The 26,500-nt window shown below is 33.6% G+C and carries 27 protein-coding genes and 1 tRNA gene; 7 read left to right on the top strand and 21 right to left on the bottom strand.

The genetic code is table 11. The features are described 5' to 3' along the window. Positions 1–13: 13 nt before the first annotated feature. The 9 genes from DI487_RS08515 to DI487_RS08475 all read right to left on the bottom strand — a co-directional run bounded on the left by DI487_RS08515 (position 14) and on the right by DI487_RS08475 (position 6,634). Complete coding sequence (locus DI487_RS08515; RefSeq protein ID WP_109569267.1) at positions 14–1,486, bottom strand: hypothetical protein; 1,473 nt, start codon at positions 1,484–1,486, stop codon at positions 14–16. Between the two features lie 341 nt (positions 1,487–1,827). Continuing rightward, complete coding sequence (locus DI487_RS08510; protein WP_109569266.1) at positions 1,828–2,082, bottom strand: hypothetical protein; 255 nt, start codon at positions 2,080–2,082, stop codon at positions 1,828–1,830. A 30-nt stretch (positions 2,083–2,112) separates the two neighbouring features. Further along, the gene (locus DI487_RS08505) at positions 2,113–3,108 is read right to left on the bottom strand and encodes a DUF3871 family protein (protein ID WP_109570641.1); all 996 of its coding nucleotides are present in this window, start codon (positions 3,106–3,108) and stop codon (positions 2,113–2,115) included. A 10-nt stretch (positions 3,109–3,118) separates the two neighbouring features. Beyond that, complete coding sequence (locus DI487_RS08500; RefSeq protein WP_109569265.1) at positions 3,119–3,976, bottom strand: AAA family ATPase; 858 nt, start codon at positions 3,974–3,976, stop codon at positions 3,119–3,121. Positions 3,977–4,066: 90 nt separating this feature from the next. After that, positions 4,067–4,405 (bottom strand): hypothetical protein, encoded by a 339-nt coding sequence (locus tag DI487_RS08495; RefSeq protein WP_109569264.1) that lies wholly within the window; start codon positions 4,403–4,405, stop codon positions 4,067–4,069. Positions 4,406–4,596: 191 nt separating this feature from the next. Next, positions 4,597–4,914: a hypothetical protein gene (locus tag DI487_RS08490; protein WP_109569263.1), complete on the bottom strand. Its 318-nt coding sequence runs from the start codon at positions 4,912–4,914 to the stop codon at positions 4,597–4,599. Between the two features lie 3 nt (positions 4,915–4,917). Further along, the gene (locus tag DI487_RS08485) at positions 4,918–5,706 is read right to left on the bottom strand and encodes a hypothetical protein (protein WP_109569262.1); all 789 of its coding nucleotides are present in this window, start codon (positions 5,704–5,706) and stop codon (positions 4,918–4,920) included. Between the two features lie 59 nt (positions 5,707–5,765). Next, positions 5,766–6,173 (bottom strand): hypothetical protein, encoded by a 408-nt coding sequence (locus tag DI487_RS08480; protein WP_146193409.1) that lies wholly within the window; start codon positions 6,171–6,173, stop codon positions 5,766–5,768. Between the two features lie 2 nt (positions 6,174–6,175). Next, a complete protein-coding gene (locus DI487_RS08475) occupies positions 6,176–6,634 on the bottom strand; it encodes a hypothetical protein (RefSeq protein ID WP_109569260.1) in 459 nt (152 codons plus the stop codon). A gap of 77 nt (positions 6,635–6,711) precedes the next feature. Between DI487_RS08475 and DI487_RS08470 the strand changes: the two genes are divergently transcribed. After that, positions 6,712–6,942 (top strand): helix-turn-helix domain-containing protein, encoded by a 231-nt coding sequence (locus DI487_RS08470; protein ID WP_218925764.1) that lies wholly within the window; start codon positions 6,712–6,714, stop codon positions 6,940–6,942. A 30-nt stretch (positions 6,943–6,972) separates the two neighbouring features. On the opposite strand, the gene DI487_RS08465 is transcribed toward DI487_RS08470, so the two are convergent. The 10 genes from DI487_RS08465 to DI487_RS08420 form a co-directional block, all read right to left on the bottom strand. Beyond that, complete coding sequence (locus DI487_RS08465) at positions 6,973–8,193, bottom strand: site-specific integrase (protein WP_109569258.1); 1,221 nt, start codon at positions 8,191–8,193, stop codon at positions 6,973–6,975. A 472-nt stretch (positions 8,194–8,665) separates the two neighbouring features. Continuing rightward, positions 8,666–8,742: transfer RNA gene (locus tag DI487_RS08460), tRNA-Asp, on the bottom strand. Between the two features lie 86 nt (positions 8,743–8,828). Beyond that, entirely contained in the window at positions 8,829–9,755 is a 927-nt protein-coding gene (locus DI487_RS08455) for a DUF58 domain-containing protein (protein WP_109569257.1), read from the bottom strand. A gap of 110 nt (positions 9,756–9,865) precedes the next feature. Further along, a complete protein-coding gene (gene trxA / locus DI487_RS08450) occupies positions 9,866–10,183 on the bottom strand; it encodes a thioredoxin (protein ID WP_109569256.1) in 318 nt (105 codons plus the stop codon). A 112-nt stretch (positions 10,184–10,295) separates the two neighbouring features. Further along, the gene (gene dnaE / locus DI487_RS08445) at positions 10,296–14,822 is read right to left on the bottom strand and encodes a DNA polymerase III subunit alpha (RefSeq protein ID WP_109569255.1); all 4,527 of its coding nucleotides are present in this window, start codon (positions 14,820–14,822) and stop codon (positions 10,296–10,298) included. 99 nt (positions 14,823–14,921) lie between these two features. Beyond that, positions 14,922–16,505: an efflux MFS transporter permease gene (locus DI487_RS08440; protein ID WP_109569254.1), complete on the bottom strand. Its 1,584-nt coding sequence runs from the start codon at positions 16,503–16,505 to the stop codon at positions 14,922–14,924. 2 nt (positions 16,506–16,507) lie between these two features. Further along, entirely contained in the window at positions 16,508–17,557 is a 1,050-nt protein-coding gene (locus DI487_RS08435) for an HlyD family secretion protein (protein ID WP_109569253.1), read from the bottom strand. 24 nt (positions 17,558–17,581) lie between these two features. Then, entirely contained in the window at positions 17,582–18,940 is a 1,359-nt protein-coding gene (locus DI487_RS08430) for a TolC family protein (protein WP_109569252.1), read from the bottom strand. A gap of 151 nt (positions 18,941–19,091) precedes the next feature. Continuing rightward, complete coding sequence (locus tag DI487_RS08425; protein ID WP_146193407.1) at positions 19,092–19,562, bottom strand: DUF6252 family protein; 471 nt, start codon at positions 19,560–19,562, stop codon at positions 19,092–19,094. Beyond that, complete coding sequence (locus DI487_RS08420) at positions 19,502–19,786, bottom strand: DUF6252 family protein (RefSeq protein WP_109569250.1); 285 nt, start codon at positions 19,784–19,786, stop codon at positions 19,502–19,504. Before DI487_RS08420 ends, DI487_RS08425 begins: the two co-directional genes overlap by 61 nt. Positions 19,787–19,987: 201 nt before the next feature. Here DI487_RS08420 and DI487_RS08415 point away from each other — a divergent pair, with 201 nt between their 5' ends. The 3 genes from DI487_RS08415 to DI487_RS08405 are packed head-to-tail and all read left to right on the top strand — an operon-like array spanning position 19,988 to position 21,792. Beyond that, positions 19,988–20,530 (top strand): 30S ribosomal protein S16, encoded by a 543-nt coding sequence (locus DI487_RS08415; RefSeq protein ID WP_109569249.1) that lies wholly within the window; start codon positions 19,988–19,990, stop codon positions 20,528–20,530. A gap of 18 nt (positions 20,531–20,548) precedes the next feature. Further along, the gene (gene rimM / locus DI487_RS08410; RefSeq protein WP_109569248.1) at positions 20,549–21,076 is read left to right on the top strand and encodes a ribosome maturation factor RimM; all 528 of its coding nucleotides are present in this window, start codon (positions 20,549–20,551) and stop codon (positions 21,074–21,076) included. A 5-nt stretch (positions 21,077–21,081) separates the two neighbouring features. Beyond that, positions 21,082–21,792, top strand: coding sequence for a tRNA1(Val) (adenine(37)-N6)-methyltransferase (locus DI487_RS08405; protein WP_109569247.1), 711 nt, complete (start codon positions 21,082–21,084; stop codon positions 21,790–21,792). Positions 21,793–21,824: 32 nt separating this feature from the next. On the opposite strand, the gene DI487_RS08400 is transcribed toward DI487_RS08405, so the two are convergent. Next, on the bottom strand, positions 21,825–22,334 hold the full coding sequence (locus tag DI487_RS08400; protein ID WP_218925763.1) for a hypothetical protein: 510 nt from the start codon (positions 22,332–22,334) through the stop codon (positions 21,825–21,827). A 154-nt stretch (positions 22,335–22,488) separates the two neighbouring features. Here DI487_RS08400 and DI487_RS08395 point away from each other — a divergent pair, with 154 nt between their 5' ends. From DI487_RS08395 to DI487_RS08385, 3 genes are all read left to right on the top strand, one after another. Next, positions 22,489–23,667 (top strand): acyl-CoA dehydrogenase family protein, encoded by a 1,179-nt coding sequence (locus DI487_RS08395; RefSeq protein WP_109569245.1) that lies wholly within the window; start codon positions 22,489–22,491, stop codon positions 23,665–23,667. A gap of 122 nt (positions 23,668–23,789) precedes the next feature. Then, complete coding sequence (locus DI487_RS08390) at positions 23,790–24,431, top strand: hypothetical protein (RefSeq protein WP_146193405.1); 642 nt, start codon at positions 23,790–23,792, stop codon at positions 24,429–24,431. Between the two features lie 94 nt (positions 24,432–24,525). Next, the gene (locus tag DI487_RS08385) at positions 24,526–25,308 is read left to right on the top strand and encodes a DUF3050 domain-containing protein (RefSeq protein WP_109569243.1); all 783 of its coding nucleotides are present in this window, start codon (positions 24,526–24,528) and stop codon (positions 25,306–25,308) included. Between the two features lie 65 nt (positions 25,309–25,373). On the opposite strand, the gene DI487_RS08380 is transcribed toward DI487_RS08385, so the two are convergent. After that, entirely contained in the window at positions 25,374–26,480 is a 1,107-nt protein-coding gene (locus tag DI487_RS08380; RefSeq protein ID WP_109569242.1) for an HmuY family protein, read from the bottom strand. Positions 26,481–26,500: the final 20 nt, after the last annotated feature.

Below are 26,500 nucleotides of genomic sequence, written 5' to 3'. Positions count from 1 at the left end.
TTTTTTTAATTTATTATTCAGCTACTGTGGATACTCCAAATTCTAATATCACTTCATTCATAGTTTTTTTAACTATATCAACTTCACTTTCTTTACACCCTAAAGCATCATAAATATATAAGACGTAAATTTCTTGTTTGTTTAATCTTTGTATTACTTCTGTCATAATTTGCACCTCTAGTTGGAATAGTTTCATAGAGGTTACCTTATGCCTATATTTAGAACCTTTTTTGTCAGCTATTATATTTTTCAATAATTCTGACTCATACTGGTTGTAATAATCATATAAGGGACTTCTTTTCATCCCACTGATTCTTCTATTAAAAAATGATACGTGTTCTCTCTTTACCTCTTGTAAGGTAATTCCAAGCGTATTTGCGAGATCTTGATGTTTTATAAACTTAGTTGAACCATTGTAAATTTTCATCGCTAAATTCGGGTGCAAAGCTTTAAAGTCAACTTCAACAATTTTTTCACCATCAATAATAACAAGCTCTCTTATCCAACTTGACATCAAAGTAAAACTATCCACAACTCTCCCTCCAGATTTTAAATCTCCAATTGATGGCATAAAAAAACCATTCTTTGTTAAATAATTAAATTGCTTAATATTGTCTTCAACAAAACTTTTATTTTTAAAGTCTTTAATATTTTCTCTTTTTCTATTATTTAATCGAGTTAATAATTTACCCTTCTTTGTTTCAAAATCATCTTTAATTAATGTACTTGCTTTAATTTCTATTTGCTTATTAGTTGGCAATTCAATATTTTTATAAACTTCCAACAAATTTTTTCCAATTGGATTCTGAATGGTTTGAGATAGTCTTTCTAAATGTTTTTTCCTTTTTTTACTTATCAAATCTTCATTTTTAAGACTATAAGAAACAAGGCTGTCAGTATCAAAATATGAATTTAATTTATACGATTTTGAAAACTCATTAGACAAATATGACTCATTGCCATATTCATTTTTCTTAATTTCAATAATTGGATATGTTGAAATAGTAGAATATTGGAGAGCTTTAATAATGTACCTATAAATATAAGTGTTATTTTTACCTTTTCTATAGGTTTCATCGAGGTATTTGGAACTTAGATTCCTCCATTTATCTTCTTCCTCTTCATAAAAAATAGATCCTGTAAAATTTGAAACAAAATCTAAACATTTTTCAATTGCTACATTTTTATCCTTATCAATTTTGTTTAAAACACCTTTTGGTAATCCACTAACTGCTCTTTTCACTTTTTTAGGAATTGTAATAGATTCACAATTACTTAAATAAGTCGGAAAAGTGTCATTAAAACTTTGGTAGTAATCTTCAAATTTATGCCCTGTAACTTCAGTAAATAAAGGCTTTTTTAAACAATCTTCACCTTCAATACCATAAGTAACATTATTAATAGTATTAGTAGGTTGATTAGTAGTTAGATACTTAATAGAATTAGAATAATTCTTCTCTTTAATCCTTTCTTCATTTAAATTCATAATTTATTAATTTAATTAAACATTATTGTTTAATCAGCTTTATGAATTTTTTGAATTGTAGTATTTGTTAAATTTTTATATTATTTTTAAAAAACTGATAAAAATCATGTAAACATACAAAAAATATTTGAATTACGCAAATTTTTTTTAATTTATTTTACTAAAAAATAAATTAATCATTAATCATGTATAGAAACACCTCATATAAGGTGTTTCTATACATATTAGCTAACATCTTTTTCAGTGGTTTTGTTTCACGTGTAAACCGTCTCAAAAAGTTGGTTATCCCATAATACAGCATAAGCACGAGATAGTAATACTATCTTTTTTTGATATAGAAACTATGTTTCAACGATGATTTCAAAATAATAATAGTAATAAGCTTTTTGATTAATCACAAAAATGGTTGTTAATTCCATATTTACTTTAACTTCGTCAACTAAAACAACTTCATCTTCTTTTATTACACCAATATCCTGCTTTGCTTTAACTTTAAAAGGACAATAAAGCTTTTTTAATATATTATTCCATGTAACAATATAAAGCACTTTAGGAGAAGCGTATTTTAGTATTTCTGCAATTTCTTTTTTAGTCATTTTTATTTATAATTGATTTATAGAATCGGACTAAAACGCTATTATATTATTATGTAAGAAGTAATTTGAATGGTTATTTTTAAGCAAATTCCCTATATATTTCATAAACTCACACGCATTTACATTTCGTTCTAAATTAGAATCAATGTAAGTGCTTTTATTTGCTTCGGTAAATAAATTATATAGACTCCATAAAGAAATTTTATTATCCTTTTTAGAAAAATACTTGTCAAAATGATAATCTTTTACTATTATATTTATCTGCGAGTCATTAATCATTAATGGGAATAATGTCTTTTTATGTCCTTTTTCTAAATGAGAAAATAATTTCATTTTACCAATAAGATGAGCGAATTGACTTTCTGATAAATAGAAATCATTCAATTTTTTCATTTCTATTAAATGCTCTTTCCTGTCATATTCATTAACCAATTGTATAATGGATTTCTTCAATTCTTCAACTGAAGAAACTCTCAAATCCGATAACAAGCCATCTGTTGAAATGCATAGATTTGTGCAAATAGTATTTTGAAACCCAATGAAGACTTTAAATTTCTCAATACTTTTTTTACTAAAAAGATTTTCTTGATTATAAGCTCTAACACCTCCGATACAGAGATTGAGTTTATTACCATTAACTTCTTCGGATATTTGAGGGATTTCAAACAAAAAAGCCATTCTCTCATAGTAAATGGTTTTTTCTTTTTCTAAAAGTTCTTTTGCGGGTTTACCAATGGCACTTGGAACTCTACCTTTAATTATATGACTGACCCTAATATCTGGTATTAAATCGCCTTGGTAATCTAATATTTCTTTAATCGCACTTTTAGTTGTATTAATAAACTGATAATGGGAAATGGTTGTTTCATTATCTTTTGCAAATACAGGTATAATACATTCATCTTTTAAATGATTTATGTCAACTTGTATAGTATTTGCTTCTATGAAATTTCTTTTAGGATGTGATTTTACAATTTGTGATTCTTCAACCACAATCCCTTCTTGTCTTGTAGTAACTAATTCCATCGTATTAATTTTATGGTTGAACAATATTGTCATTTACAACTTGAGAATTAATTGAATTTAATTCTTCATTCCTTTTTATAATTAAAGGATATAGTTCCGTTTTAAATTGAGTGTTTTCATTATAAATATTTTTCAATTCATCGGTTGAAGTTGTGCTTTCAATCATCACTTTTAACTCTTCAAAAGATGTTCCTTGATTACACCAATCCAATAGTTTTTTACCTGTAGAAGCGTTAATTATAAATTCAGGTTTACCCACAAAAAGTCCAGTTCTGTCTTTGCTTACAGTAACTAGGTGTTTATCATTTAAAAACTCAAAGTTTACGGTAATTTCATATTCGTAACCCTCGCGTTGAATTTCCTTAGTTCCCAATTTCATCACTTTAGTTTTACCATTTGAATCTTGGTCTAAACTATAATCTACTTTTCTTCTTGAAGTTGTTATAACATGAAGTTTAGATTGAATAATCGCATCTAAAAACGAATTATGACGGGGAGTTACTTTATTCCAATCTTGGAATCTTCCTCCAAGCTGTTCATGTATCTCTAAACAACCTCCTTTTCCATTCCACTCGTGCGAAATTGAGTCAATAATTAAAACTTCAATTCCTTCGTTTTCGCAAACTTTAATAGCTTCAATATAACGCTCTGGAGTAAAGGGTTCATTTAAAGTTAACACATTAAATTCTCCTAAATGAGAATATAAACTTGCACTATTATTCTCTGTATCTATAATAGCTATCTTATTCCAATCATTAGTCATTCCAAAAGCTAATAATAGTGCACTATAGGTTTTCCCATAACCACTTGGTCCTGACAAACCAATTTTTAATTTTACTTGTTGTCTTTTTGCTTTTTTTAATTGCATGGCTTATATATTTAATTAAACATTTAAAAAATAAAAAAAGGGCTCTCTGTAGAACCCTTTTGTTGCATGTAATAATCTGTATGGCATATACTAAATTTCTTCTTGAATGACATGCTCATTCATAGTGACTTCTTCATCAGTCATAAACACATTACGATGATTTCTCTCGATTTCTTCACCAGTTTCTTCATCAATATAAGAGTAAGGTTCAACTTCTACTTTAGTAATTTTACCTTCTAGATTAGTTCCAATTAAACTCTTACAAGTTGGTTCGTCAAATGTGCATGAAACTGAAGCTTTATTTGCAGTTAAATAAGTTCTTCCTGTAACTTTACTAACTACTGCTTCAACACCACCTTGAACAATTAAAGAGTAAAAATTTTCTCCATCTTCTCTTTTAAATTCCTTGTAACCTACAATTTGTACCATAGTCTTTTAAATTTTTAAGATTAAACAATATTGGATTTATCCCAAACCTTGAATAAAGCGGAATGATTAAAATAACTTCCATATTTATACTAGGGGGATAACCCAAAATTTTGAAGAAGTCGGGGGATGATGTTGGCTTAATAGGTACTTTCGTTTTTAATAAACGTTCTGAAAAAAATTAAAAAAAATTTTTAAGAATAAATATAGCTTTGAAAAGTTAAGCTATAGTTTTTACATTTTGGACAATAATTATTTATCTGATTTAATTCTAAATCAAAATTTCTAAAAATATATCCATCTTCATTATCTCCTTTAATTTCGTCATTTGAATAAAAAACGTAGTTTGAATTTTCTTTTTCAGTCAAAAAATTTACACTTTCTATTTCTTCTGTAGTTTTATTAAATGCGGGAACTGGATTGTTTGTTAAATAATCGAATTTCCCTCCACCATATTTAACCTCTACTTTGTAATTACAAATTCTACAGTTTGCTTTTAATATTTCTGCCATATTTTATAATTTTAAAACATATTCTTCTAAAAAAGTAATTAACTCGTAGTTTTCTGCGTCAATGATTTTAGTTAACATGATACTTTTTCCATCTTCATAAACTCTTCTAACAAAATGCACTTCTAAAATTGGGTCATAAACCAGAACAAATATTGCTTTAGGAAAATTGTCTTTACAATAAACAATAAAATTTTTTGCAATTAATACTTCATTATTCTGTTCATCTACAACATCTTCAAAATCATTATATAGTATATCAAAATAACTGTTATTATCATCATTATATTCTCTATGTACATCTATATAAAATTTAAAACCATCAATTCTATAAGTATTATAACTTCCCTCACCAAGTTCGAATCCATATTTTTTTCTAAAAAAAATCTTTAATACTTTTTCTAATAATTTTTCAGATTCGAATTGAAAAACCAACAATCCCATAATTATACTTTCTTGTGACTTACTTTCTACTAAAAACATTTTTGCTGTTTCTATATTAAAACAAAAGTCATAGAATATATAATTAATAAATAATTTTGTTTTATCTAATTCGCTAAATGAGTTTTCTATGAGAATTTTTTGAGACTTATAATTTTCCAAATCTTTATGATTAACACTTTTTGTCATTAGATGATTAGAATCTTTAAAAACCTTTGAATTATTTTTATTTTCTCTTTGAATATTACTTAATTTTTCTTTGCCTTCAATAAACAAAGTAATAACTACTGCCATTACAACGCCCATTATTACTAAAATTCCTAAGAACTCTAAAATTGAATTTGGTTCATTCATAATCTAATTTAGTTGGATCTTTTTTAAAATAATTTCCCCTCTTATTTTAACTCTTAAGTTTATCTTGAAGTTGTTGCAACAGCAAATCCGTCACAATCAAATACATTAATCTGATTAATTCCAGTTGTATAATTCAAAGAATTTAATAAGTTTTCAGCAAAAATTTGAGCATCATAGTAATCATCAACATAACAATTTAATTGAATTTTTAATATTTCATCCTCGATACGTGCTTTTTTAATATAATCTTCATTTTCAAGTTCAATAATAAAATTATTATGAACTTCATTTAAAAGTTTTTGCCTGTTTAATGCATTTTGAACCATATTTTGAAAGTGAATGTCTGCTATTTTTTTATTACTTATTCTTCTCTCTCTATCAACAGCTTCTCTTGTTTCATTTTCTTTAATTCCTGCAATAATAAAATATATAATTACAAGTGTTATAATAATTAAAATTGTAAACATATTCATCTAATAATTTTATTATAAAAAACATCCATATATTCCATTGTCATTAATGACATATAAGGAATGAAATTATTATCACTATTTAATTTATATAAATGTATTTCTTCTCTCTCAGACTTATCCATAAGGAAAAATATACTATACAAATCACCAGAGTCTTCAGTATAGACTCTTCTGTAAATTTTACGTTGCTCATCGACGAAATATTCGTTAACCTCTTCTGTGTTACCTGAAGGTTTCAGTTCTAAAATAAGTTTTGATTCATCTTGATGATTTTCAAATACACTTACCCAATCTTTTTCAGGATGATCTATAACTACTGTTATTGGCATCTCTATTAAATCAGCTGTATTTTCTTGATACAGAATATAAGAAGCATACGCAAATTGAAGCAATTCACCTTTTTGTGCAAACCCAAAAATTGGGATTACTAATAGAAATAAAAGTTTAGTTCTCATGTGTAAAAAGTTTTAATTAAACAAATATAGGCAAATATGCCTACTAAATAAATATCCTATTGTTCGAATTTTATCCTGTGTTAGCAAAGGATAAAACAGAAATATTAAAATTATTTGGTAAAAACCTTAGAAAACTAAGAGAATCTAAAGGTTTAACTCAGGAGCAACTTGCCAATGAATTAGGTTTGGAAATTTCCCAAATAAGTAGAATAGAAAGAGGTGTAATAAACACCTCAATCTATACTCTTTACCAGATTTCTTCTTTCCTCAACATTGATATGAATGAACTTTTTAAAACAACAGAATAAATTCAAATCAATTTTAAGACATAAAGACTTCTAATCCTTACGGTTTTCCTCATTCTTATTTAATTTTTCTGATAACGAATTCATTTGCTCACTAACTTTCTTTTGAACCACCTTTGCATAATGTTCTTGTGTTGTAGATAATTTAGAATGCCCTAATAGTTCAGACACTACTTCCATTGGCACATCATTATATAACAAAACTGTAGTTGCAAAAGTTTTTCTAGCAATGTGATGGGTTAAATTGAGTTGTATTCCTACCACATTCGCTATTTCCTTTAAATAGGCATTGAATTTAGGATTTGACATTCTTGGAAATACATAATCTGTTTCATTTTGATATTTCTTAATCAAAACTTTTGCAATAGGTAATATTGGAACATAATAAACTCTACTGGTCTTATTACGCTTAACACTCAGCCATTCGTTTCCATCAAATCTTTCAATGATGTTAGAATATTTCAAACCCATCATTTCTTTAAAACCTAAACCTGTATAACAACAAAACACAAACATATCTTTAATTTGTTGCAGTCTAACTATTTCAAAATTTTTACACTCTAAAGCTTTTAATTGATTTGAATTTAGAAATACTACTTCTTTTTTTAATCTTTTTGCTTTATAAGCGTAAAAAGGATCTCTATCTAAATAGCCTTGACTAATTGCAAAAGAAATTACTTTTCTAAATCTTTGAATAGCTTTATTAAGTGTACTCAATTGAAGATTTTGTTCAGTCTTTAAAAAATACTCATACTCTGTTATAAAAGGATATTTTAATTCTAACACCAAAATATCCTTTTGCTTATATTTCGACTTTAGAAAGGCTTTTAAATGCCTTAAAGACTCTATATACTTGTTATAGGTAACCAGTTGAATATCCTTTCCAACTAACTTTTCAATTCGTAGTAAATAGTTATTATACACTTCTACTATTCCAAATTCCTTTTTAGTTGGTTCTCCTTTATATTTTCTCAAAATATCTTCAACAGTGAATTTAGTATCATTCACTTGTAGGTATAAAAAAACCTGATTAATTTTTGTCTTAATCAGGTTTAGTTGTGAATTAACAATATTACTCCCATTGGAATTTTTTACTTCTTGGCTTTTTCCATCCCAATAATCAGGATTTATAAATATTCCGGTAGAGAATTCCTTTCTATTCTTATCATATGTTACTCTACATTTAATAACTATTTTGTTATCACGTCTAACTTTACCTTTAGGTAAAATAAATAAAATACTTAATTTTTTCATGGCTTATAAACTATAATTAAAATTGATTGTATAATGGGACACCTATAGGTTTTTATGGGACACCTAAAAGGACACCTTTTTTGAGGAAAAGAATTTATGAATTTAGTCTGTATTAGGAAAACGACAGTTTCCCAATTATCGAAATTACTGAAGACAGTGACGAATTAGTGATTTGGGGTGTGGTAACCTATGTTATCAAGAAGTTATATTTTTTGACAAAACACGTCAAAAAAAGAATTTAACAAATTTAAAACGGAAATTTATTGTTTAGTTAACTTGCTTTTTAAGAAAAAAGATGTGAAAAATGCAATAGAGAAGTCTATATAAACAAAAAAGCCCTTCCGTAAACGGAACAGCTTTTCATTGGTCTAACTACTAAACCTTTGGCACTTTCGTGCCTAAACAACACAACTATCTTTAAAAATGTAAGAGGGCAAAAAAGCTCCGTTGTTCACGGAGCTTCCTCTTTTTCTGGCGGTCTGGACGGGACTCGAACCCGCGACCCCATGCGTGACAGGCATGTATTCTAACCAACTGAACTACCAAACCAGTGCTTCATTGCGGTTGCAAATATACAACGGTTTTTGATTCCTGCAAATGTTTTTCTAAAAAAAAATCACTTTTTTTCACCGCTTTTAAACAAACTTCTGTTTTTCAATCAAATAGGATATTAAAATTTTTTCAAAATTTTCTCCCACAGCTGCCGGTACATACTGAATTTTATATTGTAAACAATTTTCTTTAATTTTCTGAAAGTACATTTCAACTGCTTTTTGATAACTCTCTTTTACATTTTCAGCAAATAGCTGAACGGATTCTCCTGTTTCCACATCTATAAATTTCTTAGGTGCATCTGAAAATTGAAACGAGAATTCTTTATCCTTATCAAAAACATGGAAAACCACAATTTTATGCTTGTTGTGTTTCAAATGTTGTAGCGCTTTAAAAATCTTATCTTCATCTTCTTTCTGAAACATATCTGTAAACAGAATAATCATAGAGCGACGGTGTATTTTTTCAGCAATCTGATGTAAAAAAGTAACCGTATCTGTTTTCTTATTCTCCGGGTTTTTATCCAAAAGTTGTTCCAACTGATGCAGCAACATACGATGATGGCGCTCACTTCCTTTTTCCGGCGCATAATATTCATATTCATCTGAATAAATACTTAAGCCTACCGCATCACGTTGTTTTTTCAGTAAATTCATAAGACTGGCTGCTGCCAAAACCGAAAAACCTATTTTGCTATGATAGAAAGGCATTGAACGCTCTAAAGCCGGATAATGCATCGAAGAAGAGTCATCTATGATAATATGGCAACGTAAATTAGTTTCTTCCTCAAATCGCTTCGTAAACAGCTTATCGGTTTTAGCAAATAACTTCCAGTCGATAAATTTGGTACTTTCTCCGGGATTGTAAATCTTATGCTCTGCAAATTCTGCGGAAAAACCGTGAAACGGTGACTTGTGCATTCCCGAAATAAAACCTTCAACAACCTGATTTGCTAAAAGCTCCAGATGCTGTATAGCTGCTACTTTTTCTAACTGTGTTTCAATCTTCATATTATCAAAGATACAGTTTTTTCTTTTGTTTAAAATGCTCCTCTCCTATATGCTAATAAAAGAAAAGGGCAAACATTAGTTTGCCCTTTTCTTTCTTTTTCATAATGTTTTTACAACAATGCATCAATTGCATCTGTGTATGTTTTTTTAGGAGCTACTCCTACTTGACGTCCTACTACTTCTCCGTTTTGGAAAACTAAAACGGTAGGAATGTTACGTACTCCGTATTTTGCTGCAAATTCTTGGTTTGCATCTACATCAACTTTACCTACAACAGCTTTTCCGTCGTATTCTGTTGAGATTTCGTCAATAACCGGACCCACCATTCTACAAGGACCACACCATGCCGCCCAAAAATCTACCACTACCGGTTTATCTGATTTTAATACTACTTCTTCAAAAGTAGCATCAGTTATTGCTAATGCCATATCTTTAATTTTTTAGTTTTACTTTATTGCACAAATGTAAGGAATTATTTTATTACACTTATGCAACTTAAATTACTTTTGGTTATGTATAAATAGTTTTTATTGATACTAACTAGTTCAATTTGAAGTTTATCTGATTCTCTTCCAGTTCTCTTAATAATTCCGTTGAAATCTTCACTTTCATTTTCCGGCTTGGCATACTTAATTTAGTTACCACTCTGATCTCCTCCACTTCCGTACGCAAAGGTTCTATTTCTGTCTCTAAACTTTCTACATCCAGATTTTCGTCTATATCATCAGTCTCAGGAAGTTCAGCCGTTACCTGTGTAATGACTTCTTTGGTTACTTTCTCCAGTTCCATCACTTCTATCGTAACCTGATGATCTCCTTTTTCTCTTTGGAACAAAGTATGTAATGAATGAATCAGATTTTCACTTAATTCGGCAATATTGAACTGTAAGATTAATTTTTTAGCAAATGTAGTCAGTACATCTTGTAAATACTGAACAGCTAAAAACTGTATCTTCGGGTCAGAACGTCTTCCGTCTGCATTTATCCAACCTTCTTTTACCATGAAGCGAAGGAATGTAAAATTGTTTTGTATTAGAAAATGTCTGAATTTTAAATACTCTTCTCCGAAAATCTTAAACTCATAACTCTCCTCATACCCCTCTAATACAAAGACAGCCCATCCTTTTCCGTTTTTAGACACACGGTGTTCCACATTGGTTATAATTCCTCCTACTGAAATATTTTTCCCTACATGGTTATTCAGCTCTCTTAAATCATCTAATTTAGTATTGCAGAAATAATGCATCTCATATTTAAAATCATCCAAAGGATGCCCCGAAATAAAGATCCCTACCACTTCTTTCTCTTTTGCCAGTTTTTCCATAGTGTTCCACTCTTCACATGGCGGGACAACCGGTTCGGGAATTTGAACTTCTGAAGCATCACCAAACAAACTCACCTGAGCGGAATTCTCATTTTCCTGATATTTAGCACCGTATTTCATAGCTTTTTCTAAGAAAGAGATTCCGTCTCCCTCATTATGAAAATATTGCGCCCTATGTGTATCCTCAAAACAATCAAAACCTCCGGCCAAGGCTAAATTCTCAAATGCTTTTTTATTGGCAGCCCGCAGATCAATTCGCTTGGCTAAATCAAAAATGGATTTGTATTTTCCGTCTTTTCTGTTTTCTACAATAGTATTTACGGCGCCTTCTCCCACACCTTTTATCGCTCCCATACCAAAACGAACAGCATTTTGTTCGTTTACCGTAAACTTATAGTACGACTCATTCACATCCGGACCTAAGACCTGTAAGCCCATTCGTTTACTTTCTTCCATAAAGAACGAAACCTGTTTGATATCGTTCATGTTATTCGAAAGTACTGCCGCCATATATTCTGCCGGATAATGCGCTTTTAAATAAGCCGTTTGATAAGCCACCCAAGCATAACAGGTAGAGTGCGATTTATTAAACGCATATTGCGCAAAAGCCGTCCAGTCTTTCCAAATTTTCTCCAACTTATCTTCGGCGTGTCCGTTTTTAACTGCTCCTTCAATGAATTTGGATTTCATTTTTTCCAGAACATCGATCAACTTTTTACCCATCGCTTTACGCAACACATCGGCATCACCTTTTGAGAAACCGGCTAATTTTTGCGAAAGCAACATTACCTGCTCCTGATATACAGTAATTCCATAAGTTTCAGCTAAATATTCTTCACAAGCATCTAAATCGTAAACGATCGGTTCTTCTCCGTTTTTTCTTCGGATAAAAGAAGGAATATATTCCAACGGTCCCGGACGATACAAGGCGTTCATCGCAATCAAATCGGCAAAAACCGTAGGTTTCAGCTCTTTCATGTATTTTTGCATTCCGGCGGACTCGTATTGGAAAATACCAACTGTTTCTCCACGCTGGAACAACTCGTACGTCTTTTGATCGTCAATCGGGAACTGTTCCGGATCCAATTCTATTCCATGTCGGTATTTGACTAATTTGACTGTATCTTTAATCAGGGTTAATGTTTTCAACCCCAAGAAGTCCATTTTTAGTAATCCGGCCGATTCTGCTACTGAGTTGTCAAACTGCGTTACATACAGATCAGAATCCTTTGCTGTAGCCACCGGAACGAAATTGGTAATATCGTCTGGCGTAATGATCACTCCACAAGCGTGAATACCGGTGTTACGCATAGAACCCTCAATGACTTTGGCCTGCTGAATCGTTTCTGCTTGCAAATCGGTTTCCTGTGCAATGGCGATCAATTCCTTCACACGCTCAAATTCGTCAGCCGACTTCAGTGCTTTCTTTACATCCTCTTCATTTTCGGAAAGGAATCGAGCCAAATTCCATTTGCTCGGCATCATTCCGGGTATCAATTTCGCAATCCTATCTGCCTCATACAAAGGCAAATCCAATACACGAGCGGTATCACGAATAGCCGATTTAGTTGCCATTTTACCGTAGGTAATGATCTGCGCTACCTGATTGGCACCGTATTTTTGAATTACATAATCCATAACACGGCTTCTTCCTTCGTCATCAAAATCGATATCAATATCGGGCATCGACACACGATCCGGATTTAGGAAACGCTCAAAAAGCAAATCGTACTTAATGGGATCGATATTCGTAATTCCTAAACAGTAAGCTACGGCTGATCCTGCTGCTGATCCACGTCCTGGACCTACGGAAACTCCCATGTTTCTGGCTGCGGCAATGAAATCCTGAACAATCAAGAAATAACCTGGGTATCCGGTTTTTTCAATAGTCGCTAATTCAAAATCCAAACGTTCCGAAATTTCTTCATCAATTACTCCGTAACGCTTTTTAGCACCTTCATACGTAAGATGTCTTAAATATTTATTTTCGCCTCGTTTTCCGCCATCTTCATCATCTTCTGCTACTTGAAATTCTTCCGGAATATCAAATTTGGGAAGTAACACATCGCGATACAAAGAATATTCTTCTACTTTCTCTATTATTTCTTCGATATTGATGATGGCTTCAGGCAAATCTTTAAAGAGCGTTTTCATCTCTTCAACTGATTTGAAATAATATTCCTGATTAGGCAAACCGAAACGATAGCCACGACCACGACCAATAGGTGTTGATTGTTTTTCACCATCTTTTACACACAACAAAATATCGTGTGCATTTGCATCTTCTTTTTTAACGTAATAGGTATTATTGGTTGCTACCAATTTGACATCGTGCTTTTTAGCCAACGAAATCAATGTGTCGTTTACACGATTTTCGTCTTCCTGATTGTGGCGCATTACTTCCACGTAGAAATCTTCACCAAATTGTTCTTTCCACCACATCAAAGCTTCTTCCGCCTGATTTTCACCGATATTTAAAATTTTATTCGGAATCTCTCCATTTAGATTTCCGGATAAAACAATGATATCTTCTTTGTATTTTTTTACAATTTCTTTATCGATCCTCGGCACATAATAAAAACCGTCAATATGTGCAATGGAGGACATTTTGGCTAAATTGTGGTAGCCTTTTTTATTTTTTGCCAGAAAGACCACTTGGTAACCCGAATCTTTTTTGGTTTTATCCAAATGATTTTCACAAATGTTAAATTCACAACCTACAATTGGTTTTACCGGAATTTCGGCACATTCTTCTCCTTTTTCTTCGGCTTCTTTAATTTTAGCCAAAACGCCTTTGTTATAATTCAGAACAGCACTTACAAATTGAAAGGCTCCCATCATGTTTCCATGATCGGTCATAGCAACTGCCGGCATATTAAATTTAGAAGCAGCTTTTACTAAATCCTGAATTCCAATGGTAGATTGTAAAACTGAAAATTGTGAATGATTGTGTAAATGCGCAAAATGAGCCTGTTCAAATTGCTCCAGAATTTCTTCTGAAATAATTACTTTACCGGCATCACCCTGAAGTTTTTGCAAACGGGCTCTTACCTCATCCGATGCTTTTTTTAAGTTGATATGTTTTAAGCCAATCAACTGTATCTGCATCGGGTTTTGCTCACGGAATCGTGTGTAATAATCTACCGGAACGTCTAACTCTTCTTTCGGAAAAATTTCTCTTTTCAACAATTCCAAGAAACAGCGAGTAGTAGCCTCCACATCGGCTGTAGCATTATGGGCTTCTGCGAAAGGTTCGCCAAACAAATATTCATGTAACTCGGTCAATGTTGGCAACTTAAAACGTCCCCCTCTACCTCCGGGTAATTTTAGTAACTCGGCGGTCGTTTCGGTACACGTATCTAAAACCGGTAAATCGGCTAAATCCGTCCCAAATTCCATTCTGTGGAACTCACATCCCATGACATTAACGTCGAAACCCACGTTTTGTCCCACAACATATTTAGCTTTCGACAGTGCAATATTGAACTTTTCTAAAGCTTCTACTAAAGAAATTCCTTGTTCTTGCGCCAATTCGGTAGAAATACCGTGAATTCTTTCAGCGTCATACGGAATGTTGAATCCATCAGGTCGAACCAAATAATCCTGATGCTCTACCAAGCGCCCCATTTCGTCGTGCAACTGCCATGCGATCTGAATACATCGAGGCCAGTTATCCGTATCAGTAATAGGAGCCGTATAGCTTTTAGGTAATCCGGTAGTTTCGGTATCGAAAATTAAATACATAATTGAAAATGAATATTTTAATCTTTACAATTCGGAATAAAATGCAATTCTCAAAAATACTATTTTTTTACTATACCATAAATTTAAGTTGTTAACAAGCTAACTTCCCCAAACTCTGTTTTTGAAAATATCGAACGTTTGTTTCAAATGTTTATTGAACAATAAAAGCACTGTCAATAACAGTAACACGTAACCCAAAGCGGTAAAGATTTCCATATTACCTAACAACACAGATTGTTTAGAAAGCGAATCTAATACTTGCCTGATAGCCAATTTCCCGGCATCATCCGTCGCATATCCTTTAGCGATAAAGCTATTGGTATATTGTGAAATTCGTTCTTGTGTTTCCGGACTTTCCCAAAGAACACTTTGACTTAGTTTCGTGTAGTGTTTTTTCTGAAGAAATACTTGTGCATTTTGCATAATACAAAAACCGATAGTACTTCCCCAAAATCGTCCCGAAACCCCTACAGTTCCAGAAAAAGGAGCATATTCAACCGGAACGGAAGAAACTGTAAATAAGACTAACGGTACAAAAAGTACACCAACCGCCATCCCTTGTATAGTGTAAGGCAAAGCTATATCTCTTAAAGCAGCATCAGGCACAAACAAAAACGTAAACCACAAATGGTAAACTGCAAGAAGAAAAAAGCCAAGCATAAAGGCATATCTGGAGGCTAAACCTTTAGCCAGAATAAATCCGGCAGTAATCATACCGATCAGGTTGCCGATCACGTTTAAATATTGTACGTGCGCAACTCTTGAAGGTTCCCAATTCCATACCGAAAACATGGTACTATGGCAAATATTAAGCGTTGCTCTTGAAATATAAAAAATGATAAAGAGTAAAAACCCGATCCTTAAATTATCGAATTGAAACACTCCCATATCAAAACATGGCCTTTTAAGTACTACCTGCCGGATCACAAATAAACCTCCGGTTATGAATGCCACAACAATTGCTGCTTTAATCGCTATAGAATCAAACCAATATAGTTTTTCACCATAAATAAAAACAAAGGCTCCCGATAAAATAGCGGTTAAAACCAAAATATAACTGGACCAATCTACCTGATACAGTGGAATTTTTTTATGAAAACGATTTTCGTTAAACGTCAGCATAACCAACCCCACACAAATGATTTGGAACATAGCTGAGCCATATGCCATATATTTCCAATCGTAGTTTTCCAATAACCACACCGCAATATTCATAATAAAAGGCGAGGCCAAAAGTAAGGTTCCGTAATTAAAGGTAAACCCGAGAATAACTGCATTTTTAGATTGAAAACGTGTAATCAACAATTGCCGTAACGGAATCCAAGGTAACGCCATAAGGACTCCTTCTACCATTCGCAATACTATGAACAACGAAAAATTATCAGTATATGCAGACAGTATAAATGTAATAGCTGCTAAGCCATAAATCGTGACAAAATACTTTTTCGTCGGAAAGAATTTAAACAATCGGCTTTCGATGAGGATCGTAGCCAAAAAAGTTCCGTAGGTTACACAAAGTGAAAATTGCAAATCTTCTACTTCAACATCCAAGAAACTTGCAGAATAGGTAATATTTGAGGTATACACTCCCAATAAAACCATGGAATGCAACATACAAAACACCAAAACCAAGATGATAAGCCAATTGGGAACCCAAGGCTTAAACACGTTTCCTTGTATCATTTTTAGTTATGCTTAGCTACTACAATAACATTCATTCCTGCTTTAAGCAGTTTTGATTTCGGATCGGTTTCATCGATTTGAATACGAACCGGAATACGTTGTTCGATCTTCACAAAATTCCCTGTAGCATTGTCCGGTGGAAGCAGGGAGAAACGGGCACCACTTGCCGGTGAAAGCGATTCAACTGTTCCAGAGAATTCATGACTACTGATCGCATCAGCTTCTAAAGTTACTTTTTGCCCTACTGCTAAATATTCGATTTGAGTTTCTTTAAAATTGGCCGTCACCCATTTTTCCTGACTCACCATAGAAACCAAAGCTTGGCCTTCTTTTACTAATTGTCCGGGTTGCAACACTTTTCGCCCGACCCAACCGTCATAAGGAGCAGTAATTACAGTATAGGATAAGATGAGATTAGCATTATCAGCGACAGCTTTTTTAGCTTTAATCACAGCTACGGCAGTTGGAATTTTAGCCTCAGCTTCACCCGTATTCGAGTGCGCTACGCTGATACTGCTTAAAATTTCATTATAATGTGATCTTGCTGCATCATAGTCGGTTTTCACTTTTTCCACCTGTTGCATGGTTGCAGCTTCTTCCTTATACAATTCGGAATAACGATCATACTCTTGTTTAGCCTTCCACATTTCAGCTTTTGCAGCAGCTAATTGCGATTTTCTAACCGAAACATTATTAGCCGTCATTTCGACTGTTTTTTGTAACACATTAATATTTTTTTCAGCATTTTCAATTTCAGCTTGTGCCAAATCTACTTTTGCTTTAAACTCTCTGTCATCAATAATGATAAGTGTATCACCTTTGTGTACAAATTGATTTTCTTCGTATCGAATATCTTCAATATAGCCGGTTACCCGTGCAATAATTGGCGTAACATATTGTTCGACCTGAGCGTCATTGGTTTCCTCATGGTTCTTATAGAAAACGTAAAACCAAACAGCCAAAATCACTCCGCTTACCACTAATAAGGTAGCAGAAACTGTTACTAATAGATGGAACGCACGATGTGAAAACAAAAATCTTGTTATTTTCATTTGGAAAAAATTAGGAAATGAATATTATTTTGCAAGCTGACCTGTCGTATGCAGTAGTTCGTAGTGTTTCATTACAGCATCGATCCGAGTGGCAATCTGATTGAACTTAGCCTGAATCAAAGCATTATCCGCATCGACCATTTCTGTAACCAAAGCTAATTGATTCAAATATTTCAATTTGACAATTCGATAGTTCTCAGTTGCTAAAACAACTGCTTTATCTGTTACTTTAAACTTATCAGTAATCTCTTTGTACTCGGTAAATTGTTTAAAAACTCTGTCCGACATTTCGTCTTTAACTCTATTTCGTTCATTCTCCTGCATTTCCATTTTGGCTTTAGCCAATTGCACACGGGATTTATTTTTATATAATCCCGAAATATTAAACGTAGCTTCAAATCCGACTTGACCCAAACTATACAAATACGGATCAGGCGGAAAAAACATATAATTGGGATATCGTAAGTTATAATTTCCAAAGAAACTGATATTGGGATAAAATCCGGCTTTAGCTAATTGTACTTCTGTCTTTTTAATCTCAACTTCCTGTTCTGCAATTCTGACGTCTTCGTTTTGCAAAGCCAATTGATGGTAGTATTCCAAATCTAAAAAAGCATCTTCTTGTAACAAATCGGTTGTATCAATGGTAATTTCAGTATTTTCCGGAAATTGCAGGATCGTTTTTAAATCGTGTAGTACAATATCAATATTCTTCTCATTGTTCATGGAATCTAACTGCCGTTCGGAAAGCTGTAATTCAGCACGCAACACTTCGTCCTTTGTTACTGTTCCATGTTTTTTAAAAGAGGAAACTTCTTTTAATCGCTCGCGCTCTTCTTCAATGTTCTCATTAATGATTTTTTGAAGCTCCATCATTTTATAAATACCCAAATAAGAAGCTACAACTTGCAACTGTACGTCATTCTCCGCTTTTTCCAGAACAATTTTACTGATCTCATGTTCTTGTTTTGCTTTTTTAACCAGATTGTTAATCTTATTCCCTGAATAAACCGGCATTCTTAAAGAACTGCTGATGTCATAAATTTCAGGAATAGTTCTCGTAACCGCTTTATCTTTTAAGAAACCTCCTTTGAATTCTGTTAAATTGGTAATCCGGGAATAAAGAGAATGAAAATCTACTTCGGGAAGCCTTAACTCTTCCTTTTCGCGAATCTCTTCCTCAGTTATTAGCTGTAGTAATAGCCCTTTTTTAACCACAAGGTTGTTCTCTTTTGCTATCTCTAAAGCTTTCTGTAATGAAATCTTTTGTTTTTCTTGTGCATTTAATGCACTGTCAGCAAATACGATAAAAAAAATAGATGTTAAAGTATTTAATGAATACGTTTTAATAGAGTGTGAATACTCCTGCCTCTCTGACCACATTTGAATATTACTAAATTCTAAACAAAGTTCTATGATTTTAGCATTCAGTATCGAGTAAAAAAAGTCAAAATTTTATTCATTTCAGACAAAATATTGAACTAAAAAAAGCTGCCTAAAAAAGCAGCTTTCTATTTTAAAATATCAATAGTTATTAATAAACCGGTACTTTATAAAAGTTCCCTTCTGAGAAAGTAATCATTTCTCCATCTTCATTTGCTGCATTCAATTTGAATGTTCCGGTAAATGTTCCGTTTTCAAAAGATTCAATAACAATCTCACCGTTACTTTGCTGTACATTAAGAATTCTTACTCTGGCACTGCCATTACCTCCTAAAATAGTAACTATATCACCTGCTTTATAACCGTCTCCTCTCGCAACTATTACAGCAGAAGTAACTTTTCCGGTAGCATCAGTCTGAATCGATAATTTCATACCGGATCCTGTTCCGGTATAACTTTGCGTTAAAGCTCCTGTCGTGTTACTATAATCAGCTCCACCATTTAATATAGAAGCAATTTTATAGGCCGGACCGTAATACGTATCTGTATCATAATACGCTTCTATTCCTTCGCTATTGAAGTAGTACGACGCAAAATTATTTTGATTAGTAGTTCCCAACACATATGTCCCGGGTTTGTAGAAGATGTCTCTAACACCAACTCTTCATACGCCGTAAAAGCTGTGATTACAATACCATTATTTTCTCCTAATGAAACCCTTGCGTCATTAGCACGCCAGTTCGCATCATTAATTTTTGCCTGAAAAGCAGGAGTATTTGTCTTGATATCCTGATTACAGGAAACCAAAACAACTGCAAACAACGCTAAAGATAAAATTTTTTTCATTCTCAATTATTTTCTATAGATTTAAGGTTGTAATAGTTAGCTGTGAAATTCTTCCACTCCGACAAAAGTAATTTTTTTTCGTCAACTTTACAATTAATCAAAAAAATATTTACATAATATTAGTCCATTGTTTTACAAACTTTTGTATATTTGCGCCCTTAATAACTGAGGTCGGGAACCTCAAATTTAATCAAAAAGATTATGCCTGTAAAAATTAGATTACAAAGACATGGTAAAAAAGGAAAACCTTTTTACTGGATCGTAGCAGCTGATTCACGCTCTAAAAGAGATGGTAAATTCCTTGAAAAATTAGGAACTTACAACCCGAACACTAACCCTGCAACTATCGACTTAAACTTAGACGGTGCTGTACAATGGTTACACAACGGGGCTCAGCCTACAGACACAGCAAGAGCAATCTTGTCTTACAAAGGAGCTTTATTAAAACACCACTTAGACGGAGGTGTACGTAAAGGTGCTTTAACTCAAGAACAAGCTGATGCTAAATTAGCTACTTGGTTAGAAGAAAAAGCTGGTAAAGTAGGAGCAAAACAAGATGGTTTAGCAAAAGCTAAAGATGACGCTAAAGCAAAAGCTTTACAAGCTGAAAAAGAAGTAAACGAAAAACGTATTGCTGCTAAAGTTGAAGCTGAAAAAGCAGCTGAAGCTGAAGCTACTGCAACTGAAGAGGCTGCTGAAGAAGCACCTGCAGTTGAAGAGAACAACGAAGAAACAGAAGCTTAATTTTAAAGACCGTAACACATGCGTAAAAAAGATTGTTTCTATTTAGGCAAGGTTGCGAAAAAATTCAGTTTCAAAGGGGAAGTTCTGATCTACTTAGACACGGATGAACCCGAAATTTACGAAAATATGGAATCAGTTTTTGTTGAACTCAACAAAAGTCTGGTTCCATTTTTTATTGAAAGAAGCCTAATTCACAGAGGAGATTTCCTGAGAGTTAAATTTGAAGATGTCAGTTCCGAACAAGAAGCAGATGAGATCATAGGCTGCGAAGTTTATTTACCGCTCAGCATGCTCCCTAAACTGGAAGGCAACAAGTTTTATTACCACGAGATAGAAGGATTTCAGGTGGAAGATGTAAGATTGGGCACAATAGGCAAGCTCATTCGTGTAAATGACAACAACACCCAAGCCTTATTTGAAATCGACCACGAAGGAAGTACTATATTAGTACCGGTTATTGATGACTTTATAGTAGAGGTTAACCGAAGAGAACAAAAACTGATTCTAAATACTCCCGAAGGTTTAGTCGACTTATATCTGGGATAAGTTCTATGTTCCGTTTTAAACAATTCTCCATCAACCAAGAGCGTACTGCCATGAAAGTAGGTACTGACGGCGTGTTATTAGGTGCTTGGTCTCCGCTAAAAAATTCCCCTTATAATATTCTCGACATCGGATCCGGAACCGGTCTTATTGCATTAATGCTGGCTCAAAGAAGCCATGCTGAACAAATAGATGCTCTTGAGATCGATGAAAATGCTTATGAAGAATGCGTAGAAAATTTTGAAAATTCACCTTGGAATGATCGATTGTTTTGTTATCATGCCGATTTAACAACGTTCACAGAAGAATTTTTTGAGGAGGAAGAATATGACCTCATTGTTTCTAACCCTCCTTTTTATACCGATGCTTATAAATCTCAAAACACAGGTAGAGATCTAGCCCGATTTGAAGAAGCATTGCCTTTTGAAGAATTAATTGAATGCACTGTAGCTTTACTTTCAGAAAAAGGTGTTTTCAGTGTTATCATTCCGTTTAAAGAAGAAGAACATTTTATTACGATCTGCCAATCGTTTGATCTTTATCCATTTCAGATTACACGTGTTAAAGGAACACCTGAAACTGAAATTAAAAGAAGTCTTTTGGCTTTCTCTTTTGAGAATAAAGAAACGGAAATTTCAAGTTTAACAATTGAAACTAACCGCCATGAATACACAGCGGAATATGTTGAACTTACCCAAGCGTTTTATCTGAAAATGTGATATAAAAAAAACGGGATAACCCGTTTCTTTTTCTATTCCTGAGACTCACCTTCCTGCATTTGCATTTGCATATTTTGCTTTGCTTTCTCCAGTTTTTCTCTGGTTTCTTTAATTCGCTCTTCAGCTTTAGCTATTTTTTCAAGACGCTCCTGAGATAAATTTTTATCTTGTTTTGCCTTTTTTAATTTAGTCTCCAATTCATTAATCCTTGTCTCTTGCTCATCTAATTTTTTAAGTGTTGCTTTAGCTTGTTCTGAACGTTCCTTCCCAAACTCTTTCCCACTCAACTCTCCTTTTTCCTTGCCATAAGCATTGCCTTCGTTTTCTTTAGCCTCTTTTACTCTTTCTTTGGCTTCTTTCATTTTTTCTTTAGCCTCATCTGACTTTTCTTTTGCTTTCTCTTTGCCTTGCTCCCGAGTTTCATCCATCTTTTTCTCCATCTTCTCTTTTTTCACTTCAAGGTCTTTCCCTTTTCCTTGTGCCATACTAAAAGATGTTGTGATAAGCATCATAGACACAAGCACCAACTGAACTACTTTCATTTTTTTCATATTTAATATCGTTTAATCTGTCATAAATTTACCAAAGTTTATCCTTCCAAACAAATTAATTTCTAAACTCTATTTTTAAATATAACATTTACCCATTGATTTGTTAAAAATCTTTGTTTACATTTGTTTACCAAAACAAACTAAAATGAAACCAGATTTATTTCAGTCCCCTGATTATTATTTATTAGACGATCTATTATCAGATGAACATAAATTAGTCCGTGAAGCCAGCAGAGCTTGGGTAAAAAAAGAAGTTTCTCCTATTATAGAAGAGTATGCCCAACGTGCTGAATTTCCGAAACAACTTATAAAAGGATTAGGAGAAATTGGCGGATTTGGCCCATACATTCCGGTTGAATACGGAGGAGCTGGACTTGACCAGATCTCGTACGGATTGATCATGCAGGAAATTGAACGTGGTGATTCAGGTATACGATCTACTTCATCTGTACAGTCTTCATTAGTTATGTATCCTATTTGGAAATACGGAACAGAAGAGCAAAAAATGAAATATCTTCCTAAACTGGCAACAGGAGAAATGATGGGGTGTTTCGGTTTAACGGAACCCGATTTCGGATCCAATCCGAGCGGAATGATCACTAATTTTAAAGACAAAGGTGATCACTATCTTTTGAACGGTGCCAAAATGTGGATTTCCAATGCTCCGTTTGCTGATATTGCAGTAGTTTGGGCTAAAAACGAAGAAGGAAGAATTCACGGTTTAGTTGTGGAACGAGGTATGGAAGGCTTTTCAACTCCTGAAACCCACAACAAATGGTCACTTCGCGCTTCAGCGACAGGTGAACTGATCTTTGACAATGTAAAAGTACCTAAAGAGAACTTGTTACCTGGAAAATCAGGTCTTGGTGCTCCTCTAGGCTGTTTAGATTCTGCCCGCTATGGTATTGCCTGGGGAGCTATCGGAGCTGCTATGGATTGTTACGATACGGCTTTGCGTTATTCTAAAGAGCGTATTCAATTTGACAAACCCATCGGAGCTACACAATTACAACAAAAAAAATTAGCAGAAATGATCACTGAGATCACTAAAGCACAATTATTAGCCTGGCGTTTAGGTGTTCTCCGCAATGAAGGAAGAGCTACTTCTGCTCAGATCTCAATGGCAAAACGCAACAATGTTGATATGGCAATTAAAATTGCTCGTGAAGCCCGTCAAATGTTAGGGGGAATGGGAATTACCGGAGAATATTCAATCATGCGCCACATGATGAATTTAGAGTCTGTAATTACGTATGAAGGCACACACGATATCCACTTACTGATCACCGGAATGGATGTAACCGGTCTTTCAGCATTCAAATAAATAAAAAAGCAGGTTAAAAACCTGCTTTTTTTAAACACTATTATTACCTCCGTAAAGTTTAACTTTTCATAAACTCTTTTCATCAATCATTTCAGTTACTTTAGTCGGGAAATTTATTGATTATGAAAAATATATACCTATGCCTTTTTCTGTTTAGCCTTACTTCTTTCTCTCAGACAGGAATGATGGGCGGAGGCATGAGAGGACAAAGACCTTCCGGACCTCCATCTGGAAATCAGTTTGAACAAAAAGATTCAAGCGCTACTAAAATGTCTGTTGAAGAACAATTGAGTTTTTTGAAAGAACACTTGAACCTTGATGAACTTCAGGAATTATTGGTACGAGAAGAGTTGATCGAAGAGGAAAAAAAGCGCACTACATCTTTCAATCCTAATACTTCTCCTGAGGAATTAAAAGGTAAGATGGAAGCTGAGAAAAAGAAAAAAGAAGAAAAATTTAAAAAGATTCTGTCTGAAGAGCAATTCCGAAAATGGAAAGAACTAGAAACCAATTCTCCAAAAGGAAGCAAGTTCCGTAAACAAAACATAATGACCGTTTTTCAAGAAAATGTCAGCGATCTAAACTTAACGGAAGTACAAAAAAAAGCTATCGACAACTTTACCGACCCGGAGCAAATAGATACGTCTGAATCTTTCGATCCGCAAAAGAAAGAAAAAGAATTTGAAGAGTTCCTAAAATCGACTTTAGACAAGAAGCAATATAAAATCTGGAAAAAAATCTTAAAAAAGCACTCTTTGGAATAATCTTTGTTTAATTTTCTTTTGAAATTTAAAATTTACATCAAAATACTTCTGTAATTAGAGAAGCATTTTTAATTTTGTATAAAACATTAGTGCTATGAATACCCAAACGATCCATAAAACAATTGAGCCGTACAAAAAACAATTGCTTCATCATAACTTATATCATGAAATAAAAAGTTTAGATGATTTGTACTGCTTTGTAGAAAATCATGTGTATGCCGTATGGGATTTTATGTCGTTGTTAAAAGCTTTACAAAATAAATTGACCTGCACGACTACTCCTTGGGTTCCGGTAGGAAACCCTGAGGTTCGCTATTTGATCAATGAAATTGTATTAGCAGAAGAAACAGACATTAATCAGGCAGGCAAAAGAAAAAGTCATTACGAACTATATTTAGATGCAATGGAAGCTTGCGGAGCTAATACCTCAACCGTTTTAGACTTTTTGCATGATGTCCAGGAAACACAAAATATTTTCGTATCTATAAAACATAGCTCTTTGCATGAAAATGTAAAAGACTTTCTGGACTTTACTTTCAGAGTAATTGAAGAAGGCAACGTACATCAAATTGCTGCTGCCTTTACTTTCGGAAGAGAAGACCTAATACCGGAAATGTTTACCGAGATTCTAAAAAACTTCCAAAATAACTTCCCTGACACTGACCTATCTCAACTGATCTACTATTTTGAAAGACACATTGAGCTTGACGGGGACGAACATGGCCCTATGGCAATGAAAATGATAGAAGAACTTTGCGGTGACGATGACAAAAAATGGCAGGAAGCAACCGATATGGCGATACTTGCTTTAGAAAAAAGAATCAAACTTTGGGATGCTATCAGCGAACAAATAATGTTGAAGCAAGAACTGGTTTAAAAAACAAAAAAAGGCTATCCAAACTTACGATAGCCTTTTTTCATAACACAAACACAATCTAATATTTATAGCAATTCATATTCAAAAACAGGATATCCTCGCACTCCGTTATCATTTGTCAATGCTAACAATCTTAATTTATAGATATTCCCGTCTGTATCTTTAACCACGTAAAAACGATCGTCTTTTATACTTGGACCGGAAGAAGGTCCTCCGCCATTTCTCCAATTGCTTCCAATAACTCTTTGATCCGTAATTGACACCCAAAAATCAGCATCTTCAACATCTTCCAATGCAAAATCCGCATACGCAGTCTCCGTTTGTGTTGCATCACTAACAACTACTTCATACACTTGTGTTCCTCCGTGGATATTAGTTGTAATAAAATCTGAAAAATAGTAAGTGATCTGACTGGTTCCGTAAGGGTAGTAATTTGTAAAACCGGTAAAGTTCAAATCCCATTTATCCGATTCCGGCTCAACATTTACTGTTTGTCCGTTTGTTAAACTTACAAACACAAAGTTATAGTTTGCATTTTTAGAGATTGTTACAGATTGAGCGGTTGTAGCATCCAGATCCGCATATTGCAACACATAATCATTGCCTTGTTTAGTAATTCTTATTTTTTTCCAGCCTCTTGCTTCACCGTCTAAAGCTACAGATCCGGCTTCCGGCGTAGTAGTTCCTACTTCATACCCCAGATTGACCAAGTAAACCTTATTTTCCTCATCATTATCTGAAACTTCTGCAATTGCCGTTCCTTCCCCATTTCCGACTCCGGTTAAAATTCCGGTAGGATTATCAACATAGCCCAGATCCGCTAAAGTGGTATATCCTACAGACACAGAAGCATCTTCTTCCTGAACTTCTGTTATATCGGTTGTGTTCAACTGCTTTACAGCCATTTTGATCGAACCGTTAAGGATCACCCGGAATTCACTGCCACTATAAAATCCTAAATCCCAACTGTCCCGTTGAATACTTGTTTCCTGAGCGCTACTTAAATCTACAAATACCTGATTAGGTTCATTGGCACCGCCTACGAAAGGAGCAACTACAGCCTCATCTACCGGTAAAAGGGCTGTTTCTCCTCCGGTTGTTGAATCATCATCACTTGAACAAGAAGCCATAAATAAGGCCACTGCTGATACAATAAAAATACTTTTTTTCATAATTACAATAGTATTGAGTA

The organism is Flavobacterium sediminis, from assembly GCF_003148385.1.
GTDB classification, from domain to species: Bacteria; Bacteroidota; Bacteroidia; order Flavobacteriales; family Flavobacteriaceae; genus Flavobacterium; species Flavobacterium sediminis.
The sequence above is the reverse complement of the archived record's forward strand: the minus strand, read 5'-3'. Positions and strand labels throughout refer to the sequence as shown.

Excerpts from the sequence above, each read along its gene's own strand:
- DI487_RS08515 (WP_109569267.1), bottom strand. The coding sequence starts at position 1,486 with ATGAATTTAAATGAAGAAAGGATTAAAGAGAAGAATTATTCTAATTCT.
- DI487_RS08510 (WP_109569266.1), bottom strand. The coding sequence starts at position 2,082 with ATGACTAAAAAAGAAATTGCAGAAATACTAAAATACGCTTCTCCTAAA.
- DI487_RS08505 (WP_109570641.1), bottom strand. The coding sequence starts at position 3,108 with ATGGAATTAGTTACTACAAGACAAGAAGGGATTGTGGTTGAAGAATCA.
- DI487_RS08500 (WP_109569265.1), bottom strand. The coding sequence starts at position 3,976 with ATGCAATTAAAAAAAGCAAAAAGACAACAAGTAAAATTAAAAATTGGT.
- DI487_RS08495 (WP_109569264.1), bottom strand. The coding sequence starts at position 4,405 with ATGGTACAAATTGTAGGTTACAAGGAATTTAAAAGAGAAGATGGAGAA.
- DI487_RS08490 (WP_109569263.1), bottom strand. The coding sequence starts at position 4,914 with ATGGCAGAAATATTAAAAGCAAACTGTAGAATTTGTAATTACAAAGTA.
- DI487_RS08485 (WP_109569262.1), bottom strand. The coding sequence starts at position 5,706 with ATGAATGAACCAAATTCAATTTTAGAGTTCTTAGGAATTTTAGTAATA.
- DI487_RS08480 (WP_146193409.1), bottom strand. The coding sequence starts at position 6,173 with ATGTTTACAATTTTAATTATTATAACACTTGTAATTATATATTTTATT.
- DI487_RS08475 (WP_109569260.1), bottom strand. The coding sequence starts at position 6,634 with ATGAGAACTAAACTTTTATTTCTATTAGTAATCCCAATTTTTGGGTTT.
- DI487_RS08465 (WP_109569258.1), bottom strand. The coding sequence starts at position 8,193 with ATGAAAAAATTAAGTATTTTATTTATTTTACCTAAAGGTAAAGTTAGA.
- DI487_RS08455 (WP_109569257.1), bottom strand. The coding sequence starts at position 9,755 with ATGAAGATTGAAACACAGTTAGAAAAAGTAGCAGCTATACAGCATCTG.
- trxA (WP_109569256.1), bottom strand. The coding sequence starts at position 10,183 with ATGGCATTAGCAATAACTGATGCTACTTTTGAAGAAGTAGTATTAAAA.
- dnaE (WP_109569255.1), bottom strand. The coding sequence starts at position 14,822 with ATGTATTTAATTTTCGATACCGAAACTACCGGATTACCTAAAAGCTAT.
- DI487_RS08440 (WP_109569254.1), bottom strand. The coding sequence starts at position 16,505 with ATGATACAAGGAAACGTGTTTAAGCCTTGGGTTCCCAATTGGCTTATC.
- DI487_RS08435 (WP_109569253.1), bottom strand. The coding sequence starts at position 17,557 with ATGAAAATAACAAGATTTTTGTTTTCACATCGTGCGTTCCATCTATTA.
- DI487_RS08430 (WP_109569252.1), bottom strand. The coding sequence starts at position 18,940 with ATGTGGTCAGAGAGGCAGGAGTATTCACACTCTATTAAAACGTATTCA.
- DI487_RS08420 (WP_109569250.1), bottom strand. The coding sequence starts at position 19,786 with ATGAAAAAAATTTTATCTTTAGCGTTGTTTGCAGTTGTTTTGGTTTCC.
- DI487_RS08415 (WP_109569249.1), top strand. The coding sequence starts at position 19,988 with ATGCCTGTAAAAATTAGATTACAAAGACATGGTAAAAAAGGAAAACCT.
- rimM (WP_109569248.1), top strand. The coding sequence starts at position 20,549 with ATGCGTAAAAAAGATTGTTTCTATTTAGGCAAGGTTGCGAAAAAATTC.
- DI487_RS08405 (WP_109569247.1), top strand. The coding sequence starts at position 21,082 with ATGTTCCGTTTTAAACAATTCTCCATCAACCAAGAGCGTACTGCCATG.
- DI487_RS08400 (WP_218925763.1), bottom strand. The coding sequence starts at position 22,334 with ATGAAAGTAGTTCAGTTGGTGCTTGTGTCTATGATGCTTATCACAACA.
- DI487_RS08395 (WP_109569245.1), top strand. The coding sequence starts at position 22,489 with ATGAAACCAGATTTATTTCAGTCCCCTGATTATTATTTATTAGACGAT.
- DI487_RS08390 (WP_146193405.1), top strand. The coding sequence starts at position 23,790 with ATGAAAAATATATACCTATGCCTTTTTCTGTTTAGCCTTACTTCTTTC.
- DI487_RS08385 (WP_109569243.1), top strand. The coding sequence starts at position 24,526 with ATGAATACCCAAACGATCCATAAAACAATTGAGCCGTACAAAAAACAA.
- DI487_RS08380 (WP_109569242.1), bottom strand. The coding sequence starts at position 26,480 with ATGAAAAAAAGTATTTTTATTGTATCAGCAGTGGCCTTATTTATGGCT.